Origin of the sequence: Bradyrhizobium oligotrophicum, from assembly GCF_051168495.1 — a bacterium.
GTDB classification, from domain to species: Bacteria; Pseudomonadota; Alphaproteobacteria; order Rhizobiales; family Xanthobacteraceae; genus Bradyrhizobium; species Bradyrhizobium oligotrophicum_A.
On the sequence record NZ_JBNPVB010000019.1, the window covers coordinates 26428 to 44202 of the forward strand.

Below are 17775 nucleotides of genomic sequence, written 5' to 3' on the forward strand. Positions count from 1 at the left end.
TCAACTTGCCTTGGCTTTCTTGTCGGCTTTGCGTGCATCGTCCTTGGCTCGTTTGGCGTCGAAGGCGATCCGCTTGCTGGGTCCGCGACCGAAGGCCTCGGTTCTCGATCGCGCATAGGCCAGGACGAGGCCTTCCTCCAGGGCGACGGCGGTCCGCTCGCCGCGACGCCCGACCAGCACCCAATGTGCTGGCTTGTCGATGTCGGGAACCAGCAGGCAGCCCTGCCGGAGGAATGCATCCATCGGCTCGATCGCGGCAGCGAGCGAGAGACCGAGAATATAGCGGCGCAGCAGCTCACCCTTGTCGCCGCCGAGCCGCCGCAGCGCCACCAGATTGAGCGTGACATCGCGCACGATGGGCCCGCGTGCGACCACGCCGCCGACGACGCCGGTGGCGGGGACGTGAACGAAGCCGCGCTGCGCGAGCGGACTCTCGGCCTTGCCTTCGGCCTTCTGCTTGTCCTCCTCCGAGAACACCTCCAAGGCCGCATAGTCGAGCGCCGGGTTGTATTGTGCGGACCGCCTGAGCGGCGTCACGTCCCAGGCGCGCACGACCGATTGCACGATGCGTGGCAGCTTGGCCTGCGTGTCACGGGAATCCCATACGCCGAACACCAGCGATGTCGGTGCCAGCTTCGCAATCGCCGAGGCGTCGTTGTTGTCGAGCAGCAACCGGAATGCAGCCTGCGCCGGCTCCTGCAATTCGGTCGAACGGATCACGGCGTCGCCGAGACGATGGCCGGCGTCCAGGATGGAGAGGATCTTGTCGTTGCCGTATTCGATCTCGATCTGCGGCACCAGCGCCGACCAGGGCTCATGCTTGAAGATCGGCTCCATCCGGTTGGCCTGGCTGCCGACGCTGTCGATCGTCGCAACCCTGGTGCCGTCCGAGAGCTCGTCGATGTTGTAGCCGATATCCGCGTAGGTCGGCGGAAAGATCACGGCGCCTTCGCCTTCCACCGGGACCAGCGTCTGCTTCATGTGCAGCGCCACCGGACCTTGCGGATCATCCGCCCATTTGTCGAGTTCGCTTTCCGTCAAGCCGAGAAGCCCGGTCATACGCTCATCTCCCGTTCTGCGAAGGTGACAACCTTGTTCTTGCCGGACATGTCGAGGCTGAAGACAAATATCCGGTGTGGTATTGTGCCGAGCGAAGCGCACAAGGCGGCACGTGCGAGCATCGGCGTGAGCGGAACGCCCCAGGCCGCATAGCGGACCTTGCGCGTGTCGTATTCGTCGGGGCGCGCATGCTCGAGGCCCCAGGCCGCAAGGAATTCGACCACCGGCGAGGCTTCGACCTGATGACCCTGGTCGTTCAGGGAATAGCCGGCATCGATCGCCGTCCACGCGCCGCGCGGATCGAAGTTGAAGCTGCCTCCCATGGGCGTCACGACGTCGAACGGGCGCGCAATGAGATCGTCCTTGCGCTCCTCCCAGAGCTCGCGAATTCCCTTGGTCCTGATGTCGCCGATGGTCTGCTTCTTCTTCGGCTTTTCGCGAACGCCGAGTAGCATGGCGCGAGCGATGCTCTCTGCCGATCGGTTGCCGGCATAGAGCTTGAAGCTGTTCCGATCCGAGCCGTCGGCCCAGTGGCTCAAGTCGACGACCGGGCGATTGCCGCCACCCAGGCGGATCGGCAATGACATCCGGTCGCCCTTGGCAGCCGGAAACGTGTCGGAGGCGTCGTCGGCCGTGACATCGGCCTCGCCGTCCGCAGCATCCTCTGCACTGGCATCGTTGCTCTCGGATGTCTCGTCGACATAGTCCCTGGGCACCCGGCGCTTCGGCTCGACCTCGGCCAGGAATTCCAGCACGGCTTCGACCGGGCTGACCTCGCCATCGGCCCGAAGGCGAAAAACGATGCGGGCGGGATCGGACCAATCGAACCCGCCGGCGGCATTGCCGAGCAGGATGTCGGCGGCTTCGAGCAGGCCCATGCAGGCGAAAACCTGGCCGGGATTGTGGAGGTCGACGGGAATTGCCTGCTCGGCCATCACGCGCTTCTCGCTGTTCGTTCTTGGCCGTGCTCGACCTCGCGGCTTGCGTCGTTCTCCCGCGAGGCCTTCTGATCGGCGGCACGCAGCAGCGCCTCCCACCAGGCCAGTCCCCACGGGCCCCAGCGACGCTGCAGCCGCTCGAAACGCAAGGCGGCCTCCAGGGCCAGGGCATCGAGATCGGGGCCGGCGCCTTCGCAATTTTTGGTCGAGATCAGCGGCCGCGCCTGGCCGTGGTGTGCAGCGACGAGATGCAGCAGCAGGTCACGCAGGCCATCCGGCAGCCTTTTGACATCGTCGTTACTGTCGATCCTGATCAGGGAGCCGACTTCATGGCGATAGCCGTCGAGCAGCTTCAGCAACACCGGTCCTTCGGTCTTGGCATAGGCCACGCCGCGCGGCGCATTGAACGCGCGCTGCCAGCGCCAGACGTCCTTGCCCTCGTCATGCAGCACCGCGGCAAGCGCGATCATTTCGGCATGGGCCTGCGGCAGGCCGAGCTTTTGCGCGAAGGCGTGGGCGATCGTCCTCACGGCCTGCTGATGATCGCTCAAGGTCTGCGCCCGGATCGAGACGGCTCGCGAATCCTCGGCTTCGGATTCTGCCCGGCTTTCCTCGACGATGAGCCAGCGCTTGGGCTCCTCATCGGCGCCGATCTCCGATGCAAACCGTGAAGCACGTTTCCAGCTGGGCTCGCCGGATGACTTGCCGGCTGTCCTGTTATCTTGAGCTTCGCGGACGCGGAATGGACGCGGCGTCCATGCCTCGTCGGAATCCAGGGTGGCCGGCGGCTCGTCGGCATCGGCTGCCAGCATGCCCTGTTTCGTCAAGCCGCCGAGCTGGCTGCTGAGGACCAGCGTCCGGCCGGGCAGGCGCGCGACGAACCGCTCCTTGTCCCTGCCGTCGAGTCGCGCGAGGTCGCGCAGCGTCCACACGCCGCCGTCGACGAGCTCATCCTTCGCGTCCAGCACGAACAGCACCGCCTCGTCCTTGCCGAGCAAGGCGGGCTTGCCGGCCGTTTCCTGCTTGTCGATGGCGGCTCGCACGGCCGCGATGCGTTCGAACAGCCAGTTTGCAACCCGCGGGCGGGTATCCGCCTCCAGCATCTCGCTGAGCTGCGGCGGAGCGGCCTCGAAGAACGCGTTGATCTCGCTATCGTCGACGGCAACGACGTGCTCTCCCGATTTGCGCACCGGCAGATGTCGGCGCCAGACGATGACGCATTGCGTGTCCTCCTCATCCTCCCAGCCGCGCAGCCAAGGCTGGATCTCCGGCCGCCCGGCATGCTGCTCCAGCGAGGTCATTGACCACGCATCGACCAAAGCGCGGGTGAGGGCAGGCCGCAACGGCGGTTTGGTCTGAGCGGCGTCCAGCCGCTCTGCCGCGCTGGGAAGGGTTCTGATCGCGCCGGGGCTGGCGTCGCTGCTGCCGTCGTCCAGCCGCGGCAAAAGCTCGAACGGCGCGCGCAACCGCGTCAGCCGGTCGGGCCAGGGCTCTGCCGCCTTCGCAGCCGACTTCCTCGGCAACGCCACCACCTCGATCCGGGCCGACTTGCCGCCGCGCCGGTTGACGCGGCCGAGCCGCTGCACCATCCGCTCCCAGGCGACGAGATCGCAGACGATGTGATCGGCGTCGAGATCGATCCCGACCTCGCCGGCCGCGGTGGCGACGAGAAAGGTCGGAGCCTCCGGTGGCTGGCTGTCGCCCGAACCTCCCGTGAAGCCGTGCTGCTCGAGCCAGTGCTGAAGCCCTTCGCGCTCGTGCACGCGCCGCTGGCCGACCAGCAGCTCGGTCGCGATCCGGCTGGACTTGGCGAGCTTCTCGATCCGCTTCCGGGTCGCCTCCGCATCGTCGCGGCTGTCGCAGTACACAAGCACGCGCGCGGGCGTGCGCCCCAAGGCCCAGGCGCGTTCGGCCAGCTCATCGACGAGCGTTGCCTTGCCGTCGAACGCATCGTGGATCGTCAGCGCCTTCGCCGCCCCCAGCCGCCTGGCGACGATCGGATGATGCCGGTCATCCTCATCGAGCCGGAACGTGTCGGCGGGGGGATCATCGCCGCTCGTCGCGCCGCGGCCGCCGCTCGGGGCGCGGCTGGTGGCCGACAGCGACAGCAGCCGGAACGGCGGGATGTCGGCATCCGCTTCGCCATCCGGCCGCGGTCCGTAGCTGCGTTGATCCTGCGCAATGGCCTTCAACAGCGCCTCGAACGGAGGAGCGAGATGCGCCTCGTCGAGCACCAGCAGGGTGTCGGCGCCGAGCAGGCCGGCATGGAACGGCCGCATCCGGCGCGACACGCCATAGCCTGAGAACAACAGCCGCGATCCGATCATATCGACTGTGCCGACGACGATGGCCGGCACCGTCGGATCGGCCAGCCATTCGCGGTTGTCGGCATGCTGGCCGCGCAGCGTGGAGATCGGCAGCGACGCGGCCCCAAGTCCCAGCGCCGCTTTCAATGCGGCTGCCGGCTCGCCGGGCGCATCGAGCACGGTCCTGAAACGATCGGCCTCTGCAGTGGCCTGATCCACCACCGCGCGGCGATCGACGACATAGACCAGCCGGCGCGGCAGCTTGCGGCGGCTGGCCGCATCGGCCAGCGCGCGTGCGATCAGCCAGATCGCGATGACGGAGGTCTTGCCGAGGCCGGTCGGCAGATCGAGGGCGGACGGAATCCGTCCTGCGGCCAGTTCACCGAATAGCCGCTGCTGCCACGGAAACGGCGCCCTGCTGCTGCCTTGCAACGTGGCGAAGGCGCTGTTGAATCTCGCCGTCAGACTCGAAGGCTGCTCAGTCATGAATGACACCTGCGGGACGACGAGAGAGGAGGCCGATCAGCTGGGTGCGTCACGTCTGATGCGCTGGTCAGGCCTTGCCGAGCTTCACCCGTCATGTCGTGCCTCATCCCCGGGGATGATCGTTGGCGACGGTCGACCCTGGTCGCGTCCGTGGCAGGGACTTTGCCCCATGTCCGCTAATCGGGTGCAGAGACCGTCGAATCTGCTATGAATTCAATTGCTCAATGAACGTGATGGATCATGAAACCAGATGGTTCATAAAACTAGTCGAATGCGGCCGAAGAAGTCAAGTCCAGGTAGCAGCGCCTCGGAGTTTCGCTGGTCGGTCGAGCGGCGGCTGGCCTTCATCGAGGAGCGGCTGTTCTGGCTCGGTGAGGCCAACCGCACCGATCTGGTGCGTCAGTTCGGCGTCTCGCTGGGGCAGGCGTCGGCAGACATTGCGCGCTATTTGGCTTTGGGGCCGCGGGGCGTCGTCTACGACAGATCGGCCAAACGATATGTCGCCGAGGACGACTTCCGGCCGGTGTTCGCAACCCCGGACCCGAACCGTCTGCTCGGCGAATTGCGTCTGGCCGAACGTGGCATCGTTGCGCTCGACGACACTGTGCTTGGCGGCGCATCACCGCCATTCGATGCGACGCCTGTACCGCATCGCAAGATCGATACGTCTGTATTGCGGACCATGTTGCGTTCAGTACGCATGAACCTGGCCGTCGACTTGTTCTATCAGTCGATGAGCCGGCCCGAGCCCATCCGCCGCACGGTCGAACCGCACGCCTTCGCGTATGATGGATTCCGTTGGCATGTTCGCGCATTCGATCGTCAGAGCGGCGGCTTCCGCGACTTCGTTCTGGGACGCATCAAAAAGCCGAAGCTGGCGGGCGGCGCCGTCTCCAGCTCGCGAGAGGATGCCGATTGGCATGCTTTCGTCGACCTCGTGATTGCTCCCCATCCACGTCTCACGCCAGCGCAGACTCAGGCCATTGCGATCGACTACGAGATCCGAGGTGGGTCGACGACAATCAAGGTGCGCCGCGCGCTGTTGTTCTACGCGCTCAAGCGTCTCGGTCTCGACGTAGCGCTCGACGCTCGTCCCCCCAACGAGCAGCATATCGTTCTTTTGAATCGAATCGATGTCGATAAAGTCTTAGCTGCTGCGCGGCCGTCTCAATCCAATATCTGACGGGCGAATGGGCTGGATGTCGAGTCGATCTAATGACGCGCAGTTCAACCTACGCTGAATTTCTCGAGTTGAGATCTGGTGGCCTCCGAAGAGTCAGCTGGCAGGCGGTTGATGATAGACGACGGCCCTTGGTCCTATCTCTGACGGGGCGCGCGATAATGGAGGACGAGTGCAGGCCGGGTTGGCCGTGACGGGTTGAAAGCGTCGAGAGAGTTCCTCCGCGCCGTCGCGGAGATCCGCGATGCAGGGACGGAGAGTTGGAGCGCGCACTGGTGAGGGCCGGGCAAGTCTCTATGAGGAGATCACGAGCAAGATCATCGGCGAGCTGGAGGGCGGCCGGGTGCCGTGGGTTCAGCCATGGGGGACGCAAGCGGCGAGAGCGGCCCCGCGCCTAGCCCATGCCTCCCTCTTTCCGGCCTCTTTTGTTTCGGCCAGCACAATGAGCGCGCCCGCCAGTTCTTCAGCGGAGAGCGTGTCAGCTCCGGTTGCAATGACCAATTCTCCCAGCTGGCGCACCTTGCGGGTTTTCAGCCCGCGAGCCTTGTCCTCGCTTACCTTCAGGTCCGCATAAAAGTCCCTTGGTTTGCGCATCGTCGTCTCCATGAGCGGCAATGGAGAATGATAGCTTGGCACCCCGCACAATGCTTTAAGGTCATCAGGACGAGCTGAGACGGGATAGTCCCTCCCGAGAATTTTTCGAGGGAGGGCGCGCTTATACGTCGTTCCGACGTGCGCTTCGCTGTGCCAGTGATTGGATCGCGATGGCGATCTATCATCTTCACGTCAAGGTCATTGGCCGAAGGGCCGGGAGCAGTGCGGTGGCATCGGCCGCCTATCGCTCGGCTTCGCGGCTGCGCGACGAGCGGCTCGGCCGTGAGCAGGATTTTTCGGCCAAGCGCGGCGTCGTCCATTCCGAGGTGATGCTGCCGGAGAATGCGCCGGAGGCCTGGAGCGACCGCGAGCGGCTCTGGAATGATGTCGAAGCGTCCGAGGTCCGGAAAGATGCCCAACTGGCACGCGAGGTCGAATTTGCCCTTCCGCGCGAGCTGAGCGAGGCGCAGGGCATCGAGCTGGCCCGCGACTTCGTTCAGGGCGAGTTCGTCGGTCTCGGCATGATCGCCGATCTCAATGTGCATTGGGACAAGGCCGAGGACGGCATGCCCAAGCCGCACGCCCATGTCATGCTGACGATGCGCTCGGTCGACGAGAGCGGCTTTGGCCCAAAGGCACGGGACTGGAACCGCACCGAGCTGGTCGAGCGCTGGCGTGAACGCTGGGCCGAGCTCGCCAACGAGCGGCTGGCCGAGCTCGACATCGACGCGCGGATCGATCATCGCAGCCTGGAAGCTCAAGGCATCGCGCTGGAGCCGCAAAGCCAGATCGGCGCACCCGCCAAGCGCATCGAGGTTCGGGGCGTTGCGGGCGAAGGGACTGAGGTCGACCGTGCCGAGATGCACCGGGAGATCGCGCGGAACAATGGCGCGCGGATCATCGCCGATCCAACCCTGGGGTTGGACGCCATCACCCAACAGCAATCGACCTTCACCCGCCGCGACCTGGCAAAGTTCGCGCACCGGCATAGTGACGGGCTCGACCAGTTCAACCAGGTGGTGGGCGCCATGCAGAGAGCGCCCGATCTGGTCGAAGTTGGCGAGGACGCCCGCGGCGAGGATCGGTTCACCACCCGCGGAATGATCGAGGCGGAACAGCGCCTGCACCGGGCTGCTGAACGGATGGCGGACCGAGAGCGCCATGGGGTGCGTGACGCCGACCGCCAAGCTGCTTTGGCGCTGGCGGAAGCGCGCGGCCTCGTGCTTTCTTCCGAGCAGGCCGAGGCACTGGCGCATGTCACGGATGGACGCGATCTCGGCGTCGTTGTTGGTCATGCCGGGACGGGAAAGAGCGCGATGCTGGGGGTGGCGCGGGAGGCATGGGAAGCGGCCGGCTTTGAGGTCCGTGGCGTGGCGCTGTCCGGCATTGCGGCGGAGAACCTCGAAAGCGGATCGGGCATTGTGTCGCGCACGATCGCCAGCTTGGAGCATGGCTGGGAACAGGGGCGTGATCTGCTCAATTCGCGCGATGTGCTGGTCATCGACGAGGCGGGAATGGTCGGCACCCGCCAGCTCGAGCGCGTGCTGTCGCATGCAGCCGAGGCCGGCGCAAAGGTGGTGCTGGTCGGCGATCCGCAACAGCTGCAGGCCATCGAAGCGGGTGCTGCCTTCCGCTCGATCCATGAGCGTCACGGCGGGGCGGAGATCGGTGACGTGCGCCGTCAGCGGGAAGACTGGCAGCGCGGCGCCACGCGCGATCTGGCGACCCGCAATGTGGGCCATGCGCTCGAGGCCTACCGCTCCCGCGGCATGGTGCATGAGGCCGAGACCCGCGAGCAGGCGCGCAGCGATCTGATCGAGCGCTGGGATCGCGACCGGCAGGCATCACCGGATCGCAGCCGGATCATTCTCACCCATACCAATGATGAGGTACGGGCGCTGAACGAGGCGGCGCGGGGGCGCATGCGAGCCGCCGGTGATCTCGGTGACGAGGTGCGTGTCACGGTCGAGCGCGGCGCCAGATCCTTTGCCAGCGGAGACCGTGTCATTTTCCTGCAAAATGAGCGCGGCCTTGGCGTGAAGAACGGCACGCTTGGGACCATTGAGCTGGTCAGCGAGCAATCCATGACTGTGCAGACCGACGATCTCCGGTCCGTGCGCTTCGAGTTCAAGGATTACAACCGGATCGACCATGGCTATGCCGCGACGATCCACAAGGCGCAGGGCATGACGGTCGACCAGGTCCACGTGCTGGCGACGCCTGGCATGGATGCCCACAGCAGCTACGTCGCCCTGTCGAGGCATCGCGACGGCGTGGACCTGCATTATGGCCGCGACGATTTTGCCAACGCCGATCGGCTCACCCGGACGTTGTCACGCGATCGCGCCAAGGACATGGCGTCGGACTACGAGCGCGCTGATCCCGTCCAGAGCTACGCCGAGCGGCGCGGGATCACGTTCCGCGAGCGCATGGCCGAGATCGTGCGCAATCTCGTACCGGAGAAGCTGCGCAACATGCTCGACGGCCTTAGCGTTCCTGGAGAGGTGCCCGACCGGGATGGCGGACGACGGCCCGAGCGGGGATCACCCGAAAGAGAAAACATCGGCACGGCAGCCAACCGGCGCGAAGCCGAAGTGCCGGCAAGGACCGTGGCGCAAGATCCCGAAGCGGAAGCCCGTCGCGTGCGGACCCGGGCGCTGGTGCGGCATGCTCGCGCCGTGGATGCGATCTTCGCGGCGCGGGAGACGAGCGGCAGATCGAGCCCCGAACAGGTCAAAGAGTTGCAGACCGCCCGCCAGGCTTTCGAAAAGGTGCGTCCCTATGGCTCCCACGACGCTGAGGCCGCCTACAAGAAGAAACCCGAGCTGGCCCGGGAGGCCGCCGGCGGACGCCTCAACCGCGCCATCCGCGCGCTCCAGCTCGAGACCGAACTGCGCATCGATCCGAGCCGCCGCGCCGACCGCTTCGTGGAGTGCTGGCAGAAGCTCGACCACACCAGCCAGCGCCAGTACCAGGCCGGCGACAGGTCCGGCTATAGGGCGACGCGCGCGGCGATGGGCGACATGGCCAAAGGCCTCGAACGCGATCCACAACTGGAGTCCGTCCTCGCCAGCCGCAGGAAAGACCTCGGCATCGCCTTCGAATCAGGTGGCCGGCTCGGCCAGCAATTGGCCCTCGCTCACGGCATCGGCTTTGGAAGAGATAGAGGCCTCGAACGTTGACCCGGTCTATTTGCCGCCGTCTCTACGCCACAGCACGACGCTGTGAAAAACGCTCTTTCGCGCGCGCAACTGCTTGCTCTGTGTAGATCAGGAGCAGTCAGCGGGAGGCAGCGCAGCCATGCGCGAACCAGATCGGATCGTCCGCCTAAAAACCGTTCTTGCCCGTACCGGCCTGTCCCGATCCACCATCTACCGCAAGATCGGCGAAGGCACATTCCCAGCCCAACTCAGGATCAGCGTCAACGGCGCAGGCTGGCGGGAATCCGACATCAACCGATGGATCGCCGATCCCGCGGCGTGGCGTCCGACATGCTGTCCGTCGCCTGCACGGGCGATGTCCGCTCCGGGAGGTTTGCGGACGCCGGCCCCGGCGTGCGCGGCGCCACCGTCATGGGGCCGGCATCCGCAAACCTTCATCTAAGCGGACTTGGGCGGACTGGCACTACAAAAGGGACGTTGCTACGTCGCACTGCACAATGGCCCTAAGAGCACCATTTCTGCGGCTCTTTTTTGTGGTATTATCCCTGGCCATGGAATGCTCATTGGTCTACGCGCTTGTTAAAGACTTCGCCGCACCAGTTGCCGTGATAATCGGCTCGGGCACTGCTGGCACGATTGCTTACATTTTTCTAAGGCACAAAGGCAAATCACAGGCTCACAGCGCGACATTGCTTTCGGCAAACTCAAATTCGACTTGTTTGAGCGGCGCTACGCCATCTACTCCTCGCTGCGCGACCTCATTGGGCATGTTGTGCATGCGAACGACTTGAAAGAAATCGGACCATCGGCAGCTTGGTGCGGCCGATACAGGCATACGCGAAACTCTTCTCTTCTTCCCCGAAAACATCAACAAATTGACCACTAAAATAGGCGCCCGCATTGCGATGTTCGTTGTTCACCTAAATAGCGCGAGGACACAAACATCGATGATTCCGATGCTTGGAAACAGATTGCTGACGATCTCACCGAGACACTCTCACGTTGCTCCAACAGCATACTGAACTACCGGAGAAACTCGCATTGTCATTCGCTCGCTTTTTGAACAATTGACGAGCCGCCACTGAATCGTAGGTGGACGGGAATATGTTGCGCTGATGGGTCAATTACCAATAGTGACAACAGGACAGTCTCGGGTTGAGTATCGGGCCACTGAATGTTCTTGACGCATTGACTTTTTCCGATGGGAGACGATGGTTGTGAACGCGCGAGACAAAGAGGATCCTCCCGCCCCAGCGAAATCGCCCAGCCGCATGCTCTGGATCGATGATCAAATAGATCGTTTCGCTCCGTGGGTCGAAAGATTTAGGGAGCTGGGAACCAGTGTTGACGTCTCGCCGTCTCTGTCAGATGGATTGCGCAAACTAGAAGACAACAAGTTCGATGTAATATTGCTTGATTTGATGCTGGACCAGGAATCCTCAATGAGCCAGCTGCCCAATATTATTGAAAAAACCAAATCAACTCCGTTGTTCGTCTGCTCTTCCTACTTTTATCTACCGGGTGTACTTGAGAAATTTCAGGAGTTGCCATTTGAAGATCAGATGCGTCTTGGATTATTAGATAAAATAGACTTGCCATTTACGGACGACATCCCCGCAACCAGGCGCTTCCTCGAGGATTTGAACCAAGGGAATGTCCAGCACCTAGAGGCGATTGAGCAGCCTCAAATATCGGCCAGCGACAGAGTAGTTGCGACTGTACAAGAAAAAGCGAGGCAGTTCCGCACTCTTACCAAGCTACTTGGGACCGCGACCGTGTCGAATAAAATGGTCGAAGAAAGCTCGGTAGATCAGACGGGCACTCGCCTTGCGGAACGGTTGCGCTTACATTCTGAGCACGGAGGCCTGACTAGCGGTGAGTATGAGGCGATATGTCTGGAGGCGGTCAGCTATCTATTCAGCCCGAGCCTCTATGGATTCGAAACACAGTCCAGAACAACGGATGGAGCCCATAGATACGACTTCATTTGCCGTATTAAACCCGGGGACTCCTTTTGGGATGGACTCCGGACGGATTTCCACACAAGGTCCATTCTGTTCGAGTGCAAGAATTATTCATGTCCGATTACGGCCGATCAAATTTATTCAACCGAACGATACCTTCTTTCTGGTGCGCTGCGGATGGTTTGCTTTCTGATATCTCGGAAAGGTCCAGACGACGGGTGCAAAAATGCAGCTCAGGGTGTTTTTCGCGAGGCCCGCAAATTAATCTTGTTGCTGTCAAACGATGACCTAATCAAGATGCTTGAGTTGAAGCTGACCGGAAGCGAACCCACGATGTATCTTGATGAGAAGATATGGAAATTCACCGTCGCGTTGTCTCGGTAAAAAAACAAATCGGAGGACGGGCGACAATGATCGAGCATGCGCTTAGCCGAACTCTAATGCGTCGGGTAGGGGATGTACATTTTCAGCGTAAAGCTCATTCCCCAAACGCTGGACACCTCGAGCTTGCCACCGTGAGCCTCGCAGGCTGCCTGGATGATTGACAGCCCCAAACCCATTCCGCCTCCAAGAGAGAAAAATGGGTCGCTTACCCGTTCGATATGCTCGGGAGCAACGCCAGGCCCATTGTCCTCTACAAAGATTTCGACATATTCGTAAGGTAGGCGGGATGTTGTGCCGATGACGTGGTGACCGACGGCGATCTCTCTTCGCACGTGGGTCTTTCTCCCAAGGTGTTGCATGGAATTTCTTACGGCGTTATCAATTGCCCGGAATATACTGCGTCGGATCGCGATCAACTGAAATGAACTATCGCATTTGTTTCTAAAAATGATTTTTTGATAATTCATCTCGCGCTCATACTTCAGACGAACGGTCTCCACCAAATCACGCAAGTTTATTTCGTTCAGCCTCTCTCGGGCTGCCCGACTTTTTATGGCATCCGTTTCAATTGAGTTGGTATTGAAGAACCAATGAAGGTCACGTGCAGCATCTATTACGCTCTTCAAACTGCCCATCGCTGTCGAAAGCGCTAGCCGTTCTGTCCCACTGCGTGGTGCTATCATCCCCAGTTGAGCTCGCGCCGTTACAAGGTCCTCCACCGCGTCATGCATCGTGTCGGCGACGAGGAGAGATCGCTTCGTCAGATTATAGAGTCTCCTAGCTTCTCGCCTTTGGCTAGCCAAGCTTAAGTGCCCATAGTGAAGGCTTGATAGGCGAGCAATCGTGGTAACTATCTCTTCAACCACTTCAGAAATTGCATTATTTTCTGCGAAGTAGCACCCTATAACCCGATAGCAATCCGTTCCGTGAAAGATGGGGACAAAAATGCAGGAGCCATATTCATCAGCAGACAATATCGTTGCCATGGGGCGAGCGCGAGGCGCAAAATCTGCAATCGAATTGACAGTAATTGATTTGCAGGATCGAAAGCATTCGCTCACTGGGTCGATCCCCAGCGGAGCTGACAGGTCGGCTCCTTTTGTTGAAAAAACGACGCCATATTGGGGGCGTGATGGGTGAAAGGCGAAGACACGAGTCTCGGCCGGATTTATCGAATTTTGAATAGCGCCGCCGATCAGACTATCCAGAGAATCAAATCTCTCGCTATTTGTGAACAGAACTTTTCGGTATTGCGCGAGTGCAGCTAATTCGCCTTTACACCAAACCAAAGATTCGACTGCGTCAAATAGGAGATTAAAGTCTCGGAAGGTGATGCCTTTCATGGAAATTAGAGAGAGTATACCGGCATGTACGTTGCGCCCGACGGCAAGCGAGCAGGTCAATATTGTGTACTCAGCAACCTTGGAGCGCAGAATCGGTGGCCGGTTGGTCTGAGCTTGATATGAATCCAAAGATCGAAGGCATTCCGCACGCACCGTTTCGGAGACAGGCCTACGAAAGCGCGACCGAGAGAACGACTGATCGGGCGTTTCACCATGCAAAGGCACAAGCATGAAGCTATATCCTTCGCAGACATTGATGTGCATCAAGTAGTCAAGCCAACCGGCAAGTAGATCGGCGGCCGGAATGTCAGGAATATCGTATGGAGGGTTAGCGCGCATTCTCGAAGCCAAATCGCAATATATCGCGGTCGTTGATCTTGTCTGAGTTGCTTTGGTTGTGCCTTCGGGATGGTGGCCCTGTGTCGGATTGCACAAGCCAGAACGCGATCTCGAAATCGATTCTAAACTATTCTCGTCACGTTAGGGCTGAGGCATTGGTGCAGAAAGCATGGAGAGCAACGGCCGAAAATAAGAATGGCACATTTTTTCCCCGTCTAGCATACGGCTAATCTATCACTCAGAGATTGCAGTGGGAAGCCCACAACTACTGAAATGTAGACCCACGAAAAAGGGGCACACGTCAAGGTGTGAAAGCATCCTCGTCACAGTGGCCAAGTACCTGGACTGGGGCAAGTTCATCTGGCTCTTGGCATCGTCGGGCGCGGTGCCGATCTCAGCCGCCGAAGCGCAGCCACGGCAGGAGAACTTCTTCGGCACTGTCTCGATCACTTTCCACTGACCCTGTATCGATTCCGACGACCGGGGCGCCTCTTCCGAGCTTGCACGGCAATTGCCGGCCGCGGCATTCATGCACCGTTGGCGGATCGATCACACGCGCCTGCGAAGAAGATCTGAGAGGGGCATTGGCGAACTGGGCACGCACGGCCCTGGATATAGCTGGATCAAACGATTCCGGCCCTGAGACAATCATTGCCTTTTAGCGGCGAGCTGATGGTAGTCGTGGTAAAGAGCATGAGAGCCGTGTGCTCGCCTTAACCGCCCTCAAGGAATCTCTGCTTCTTGAAATGGGATGCGAGAAAGGGACAAAGCAGACATTGCTTTAGTCGCATCACGCAGCAGGGTTTATGGGTACACGGCCTGGCCGTGAGTGAAAACCGGATATCCATTGACGTAACGAATCGACCGTGATTCGATTCGCGGCACTGGCCGCTACAGGCCAGGCAAGCGGCCCGCACAGGTGCTAGGAACACCTGCACGAGCCTAACCCTCAACATGGAGCTACCCATGTCTCAGGCTGATTCTGCCTATACCACGAGTCGTTTAATCTTTCCTGCCGGCCCTGCCGTTCAGCGCCGGCAGTTCGTCACTGGCAGCGCCGCCATCCTGGCCGGGGTCATCACGCCCTCGCGCGCTGAAAGCGTTGGCGTTTCGACCGCTCCCGACCCGGTCCTTGATGCCATCGAGGGCCACCGACGAGCCTTTGAGGAACTGGGGCGCCTGCTCGCCGAGCAGGATGCTGCCGAGCGCGAGCTGCGCCGTGCGCCCTGCAACAGGCGGGCCGAGCTGGAGGCCAAGTTAAGTGGCCTCTGCGAGGCTGAAGGCGCACTCGGCCGGGCTGAGATGAAGGCCTCGCGTGAGCTCGCCAGTATCGTGCCGGGAAGCCTCAAAGGAGCGGCCGCGGCGTTAAAGTATGTGCGCGAGTGTTACGAAGCTCGCCAGTACCCTCTTTACGACGAGGATGGCTACCGGTTGCTACTGCTCTCAACTGAACGCGCGATTTGCGCGGCCGTTGGTCTCGCTATTCCGAATCGTGGTGTTGATCCTCGATAACGATTGCGCGCCTTCCTACGAGCGGGATGTGGACACGAAGGCCTGGTCGAACCGCTAAGGCACCGCCAGACGAAAGCTGGGGAACGGATATCTCTGACCTACGACCATCGTGCCACATCTCAGCTCCGCAAAAGGCCCAAGAACAAAGATCGACGTAAAGGCTATCCGGGTACGCCTGGACATGACGCAGCAAGAGTTCGCGGGACGCTTCGGACTCTGCGCTCAACACGCTATACTATTCGGAGCAAGGTCGCGACAGCCGGAAGGGCCGACACGCATTTATCTTCTCGCGACCGATCGCGCCCCAAAGGCAGTGCAGAAGGCTTTGCAGGCTGTGATGCGTTCGAAATCTACGCCAAAACGGCCGTTCGCAAGTATCTGCGCGCTCTCGTACGATGGCAGGATTTTTGGTCTTCTGTTCCTGAATTCGTCGCCGCTTGATGGTCGTTTGACTTCACCAATCGGGCGAGCGACTGCATGGCAGATGACACAGAACTGGAGCTGGACGACGTCAGACCGGCCAACGACAATCAGGGTCCGGAGGGTGGAACGAGCAAGGCGGATCATAAGACGCGGCGACAGTTGGAGCAGGTGACGTTGACCATTGCCCGGCTGATCGGACGCCGGATTGCACGGAAACAGTTTGCGGCGCTCAGCGCCGCCAATGATAACAGGCCTCAAGCCACGAACGATGCCGAGGACGAGGCCGGCAAGGATTAGACAGAACGGAGTCCGTCATGCCCCGCGTTGTGCTTTACGCCCGCTACTCGTCCGACAACCAGAGCGAAAACTCGATCGAGGATCAGTTTCGGCTTTGCCGACAGCACGCCAAGCGTGAGCAATGGAAGGTCACGAGCACCTATCACGACGCCGCCATTTCGGGCGCGAGCATGATCCTGCGGCCCGGCATCCAGTTGTTGTTGCAGGATGCGCAGCGAGGCCTGTTCGATGTCGTGCTCGGCGAAGCGCTGGACCGTATCTCTCGTGACCAGGCGGATGTCGCCACGCTGTTCAAGCATCTGCGCTTCGCGGGCGTCTCCATAGTGACCCTCGCCGAAGGCGAGATCAGCGAGCTTCACGTTGGCCTCAAGGGCACTATGAATGCCCTGTTCCTCAAGGATCTTGCCCTGAAGACCCATCGCGGTTTGCGCGGCCGGGTGGAGAAGGGCAAAGCCGGCGGCGGCCTCTGCTACGGCTACAACGTCGTGAAGAAGCTCAACGCCAACGGTGAGCCGATCCGGGGCGATCGCGAAATCATCGTGGAGGAGGCCAGGATCATCCGGCGCATTTTCCGCGACTTTGCCGCCGGCAAGAGCCCGAAGGCCATCGCGGTCGAACTGAACAAGGACGGCATTCCCGGCCCGCTCGGCAGAGCCTGGGGCGACACCAGCATCCGAGGCCACGTCTCGCGCGGTACCGGCATTCTCAACAACGAACTCTATGCTGGCGTCCTGGTCTGGAATAGGCAGCGTTTCGTCAAGGATCCGGCGACCGGCAAGCGCGTGTCACGGCCGAACCCGGAAAGCCAGTGGATCAGGACCGAGGTGCCGCATCTCAGGATAGTGGAAGATGAACTGTGGCAGGCCGCGCGGTCGCGGCAGCAGCAAATCTCGGCCCTCTTTGGCCCCAACCCGGCCAATACGCGGGAGGGCAGGGCCAAGCGGCTGCACCTCGCTAACCGGCCCGTCTCCCTCCTTTCCGGTCTTCTCACCTGTGGATGCTGCGGCGGCAGGATCGGCATCCTGACGCCGAACCGCTACGGCTGCCTCAATCACCATCGTCGCGGCACTTGTGGCAACAACCGCACCGTCATGCGCGACAAGATCGAGGCGCGGGTGCTGGCGGGACTGAAGGATCGCCTCGTATCCTCCGAGGCGGTCGCAGAAGCGGTGCGTGCCTATGCCGAGGAGATGAACCGCCTCAACCACGACCGGCGGGCACAGGCGGAGACAGACCAGCGTGCGCTTCAGAAGATCGAGCGGGCGCTTGCCGGCATCATGGCGGCAATCGAGGATGGTCTCTACCAGCCGTCGATGAAGGCGCGGATGGATGAACTTGAACGGCAGAAGGCGAAGATCACAGCGCGCCTGTCACAGGCTGCCGCCGACGTTCCCGACATGCATCCCAACATCGCCAATGTCTATCGCAAGAACGTGGCCCGGTTCACCGAGGCGCTCACCGATCCGGATGGCGGGCGCGAGGCAGCCGAGGCGCTGCGCTCGCTCATCGGCGAGATCGTACTCAATCCCGGCAAGAAGCGTGGCGAGGTCCATGCTGAGCTGCGTGGCGAGCTGATGGGTATCCTTGAATTCTCGAATACCCAGGAAAATCAAAGAAGTAGTCTTGTTATGCCAGCAGTGGCTGCACCTCCCCGCAACCAACGACACTCCCGTAGCCTTCGAGGCTGCGGGAGTTTTCGTTTGGGCTCCGTTTTCCCGGCCGCACGTCGCCGCTCGATGGATGCGCGCGGTCGACGGCTCCGGTTTGAGTGGCACCGCCTGTGAGCGCG

At 61.4% G+C, this 17775-nt stretch carries 11 protein-coding genes and 3 pseudogenes; 9 read left to right on the forward strand and 5 right to left on the reverse strand.

Translation table 11 applies throughout. The features are described 5' to 3' along the window. The 3 genes from cas7g to cas3g are packed head-to-tail and all read right to left on the reverse strand — an operon-like array spanning position 1 to position 4789. The gene (gene cas7g, locus ACQR1B_RS28555; RefSeq protein ID WP_434835723.1) at positions 1-1059 is read right to left on the reverse strand and encodes a type I-G CRISPR-associated RAMP protein Csb1/Cas7g; all 1059 of its coding nucleotides are present in this window, start codon (positions 1057-1059) and stop codon (positions 1-3) included. Beyond that, positions 1056-1994 carry a type I-G CRISPR-associated protein Cas8g2 gene (cas8g2, locus tag ACQR1B_RS28560; RefSeq protein ID WP_434835724.1) on the reverse strand — a complete coding sequence of 313 codons (939 nt, stop codon included), beginning with the start codon at positions 1992-1994 and terminating at the stop codon, positions 1056-1058. Before cas8g2 ends, cas7g begins: the two co-directional genes overlap by 4 nt. Beyond that, entirely contained in the window at positions 1994-4789 is a 2796-nt protein-coding gene (gene cas3g / locus ACQR1B_RS28565) for a type I-G CRISPR-associated helicase/endonuclease Cas3g (protein ID WP_434835725.1), read from the reverse strand. The genes cas8g2 and cas3g overlap by 1 nt, the downstream gene beginning before the upstream one ends. Positions 4790-5060: 271 nt before the next feature. Here cas3g and ACQR1B_RS28570 point away from each other — a divergent pair, with 271 nt between their 5' ends. Beyond that, positions 5061-5972, forward strand: coding sequence for a WYL domain-containing protein (locus ACQR1B_RS28570; RefSeq protein ID WP_434835726.1), 912 nt, complete (start codon positions 5061-5063; stop codon positions 5970-5972). Between the two features lie 241 nt (positions 5973-6213). Next, positions 6214-6354, forward strand: a pseudogene (locus ACQR1B_RS28575) (ArdC-like ssDNA-binding domain-containing protein); the annotation flags it as partial. Here the strand turns inward: ACQR1B_RS28575 and ACQR1B_RS28580 are convergent. Continuing rightward, positions 6351-6563, reverse strand: a pseudogene (locus ACQR1B_RS28580) (conjugal transfer protein TraD); the annotation flags it as partial. The pseudogenes ACQR1B_RS28575 and ACQR1B_RS28580 sit on opposite strands and share 4 nt — an antisense overlap. Positions 6564-6733: 170 nt before the next feature. Between ACQR1B_RS28580 and traA the strand changes: the two are divergent. The 3 genes and pseudogenes from traA to ACQR1B_RS28595 all read left to right on the forward strand — a co-directional run bounded on the left by traA (position 6734) and on the right by ACQR1B_RS28595 (position 12072). Further along, entirely contained in the window at positions 6734-9745 is a 3012-nt protein-coding gene (gene traA, locus ACQR1B_RS28585; protein ID WP_434835727.1) for a Ti-type conjugative transfer relaxase TraA, read from the forward strand. A 118-nt stretch (positions 9746-9863) separates the two neighbouring features. Then, a pseudogene (locus tag ACQR1B_RS28590) lies at positions 9864-10052 on the forward strand (helix-turn-helix transcriptional regulator); the annotation flags it as partial. An 883-nt stretch (positions 10053-10935) separates the two neighbouring features. Continuing rightward, positions 10936-12072 carry a hypothetical protein gene (locus ACQR1B_RS28595; protein ID WP_434835728.1) on the forward strand — a complete coding sequence of 379 codons (1137 nt, stop codon included), beginning with the start codon at positions 10936-10938 and terminating at the stop codon, positions 12070-12072. A 53-nt stretch (positions 12073-12125) separates the two neighbouring features. On the opposite strand, the gene ACQR1B_RS28600 is transcribed toward ACQR1B_RS28595, so the two are convergent. Next, on the reverse strand, positions 12126-13754 hold the full coding sequence (locus ACQR1B_RS28600) for a GAF domain-containing sensor histidine kinase (RefSeq protein WP_434835729.1): 1629 nt from the start codon (positions 13752-13754) through the stop codon (positions 12126-12128). A gap of 328 nt (positions 13755-14082) precedes the next feature. Here ACQR1B_RS28600 and ACQR1B_RS28605 point away from each other — a divergent pair, with 328 nt between their 5' ends. From ACQR1B_RS28605 to ACQR1B_RS28620, 4 genes are all read left to right on the forward strand, one after another. After that, positions 14083-14214 carry a hypothetical protein gene (locus tag ACQR1B_RS28605; protein WP_434835730.1) on the forward strand — a complete coding sequence of 44 codons (132 nt, stop codon included), beginning with the start codon at positions 14083-14085 and terminating at the stop codon, positions 14212-14214. 506 nt (positions 14215-14720) lie between these two features. After that, positions 14721-15266, forward strand: coding sequence for a hypothetical protein (locus tag ACQR1B_RS28610; RefSeq protein WP_434835731.1), 546 nt, complete (start codon positions 14721-14723; stop codon positions 15264-15266). Between the two features lie 477 nt (positions 15267-15743). After that, positions 15744-15986, forward strand: a complete 243-nt coding sequence (locus ACQR1B_RS28615) for a hypothetical protein (protein ID WP_434835732.1) — start codon at positions 15744-15746, stop codon at positions 15984-15986. A gap of 17 nt (positions 15987-16003) precedes the next feature. After that, positions 16004-17770 carry a recombinase family protein gene (locus ACQR1B_RS28620; protein WP_434835733.1) on the forward strand — a complete coding sequence of 589 codons (1767 nt, stop codon included), beginning with the start codon at positions 16004-16006 and terminating at the stop codon, positions 17768-17770. Positions 17771-17775: the final 5 nt, after the last annotated feature.

Bases quoted from the DNA above. Each gene is read 5' to 3' on its own strand.
- ACQR1B_RS28620 (WP_434835733.1), top strand. From the start codon at position 16,004: ATGCCCCGCGTTGTGCTTTACGCCCGCTACTCGTCCGACAACCAGAGC.
- ACQR1B_RS28595 (WP_434835728.1), top strand. From the start codon at position 10,936: ATGGTTGTGAACGCGCGAGACAAAGAGGATCCTCCCGCCCCAGCGAAA.
- ACQR1B_RS28570 (WP_434835726.1), top strand. From the start codon at position 5,061: ATGCGGCCGAAGAAGTCAAGTCCAGGTAGCAGCGCCTCGGAGTTTCGC.
- cas7g (WP_434835723.1), bottom strand. From the start codon at position 1,059: ATGACCGGGCTTCTCGGCTTGACGGAAAGCGAACTCGACAAATGGGCG.
- cas8g2 (WP_434835724.1), bottom strand. From the start codon at position 1,994: ATGGCCGAGCAGGCAATTCCCGTCGACCTCCACAATCCCGGCCAGGTT.
- ACQR1B_RS28610 (WP_434835731.1), top strand. From the start codon at position 14,721: ATGTCTCAGGCTGATTCTGCCTATACCACGAGTCGTTTAATCTTTCCT.
- ACQR1B_RS28600 (WP_434835729.1), bottom strand. From the start codon at position 13,754: ATGCGCGCTAACCCTCCATACGATATTCCTGACATTCCGGCCGCCGAT.
- traA (WP_434835727.1), top strand. From the start codon at position 6,734: ATGGCGATCTATCATCTTCACGTCAAGGTCATTGGCCGAAGGGCCGGG.
- ACQR1B_RS28615 (WP_434835732.1), top strand. From the start codon at position 15,744: ATGGCAGATGACACAGAACTGGAGCTGGACGACGTCAGACCGGCCAAC.
- cas3g (WP_434835725.1), bottom strand. From the start codon at position 4,789: ATGACTGAGCAGCCTTCGAGTCTGACGGCGAGATTCAACAGCGCCTTC.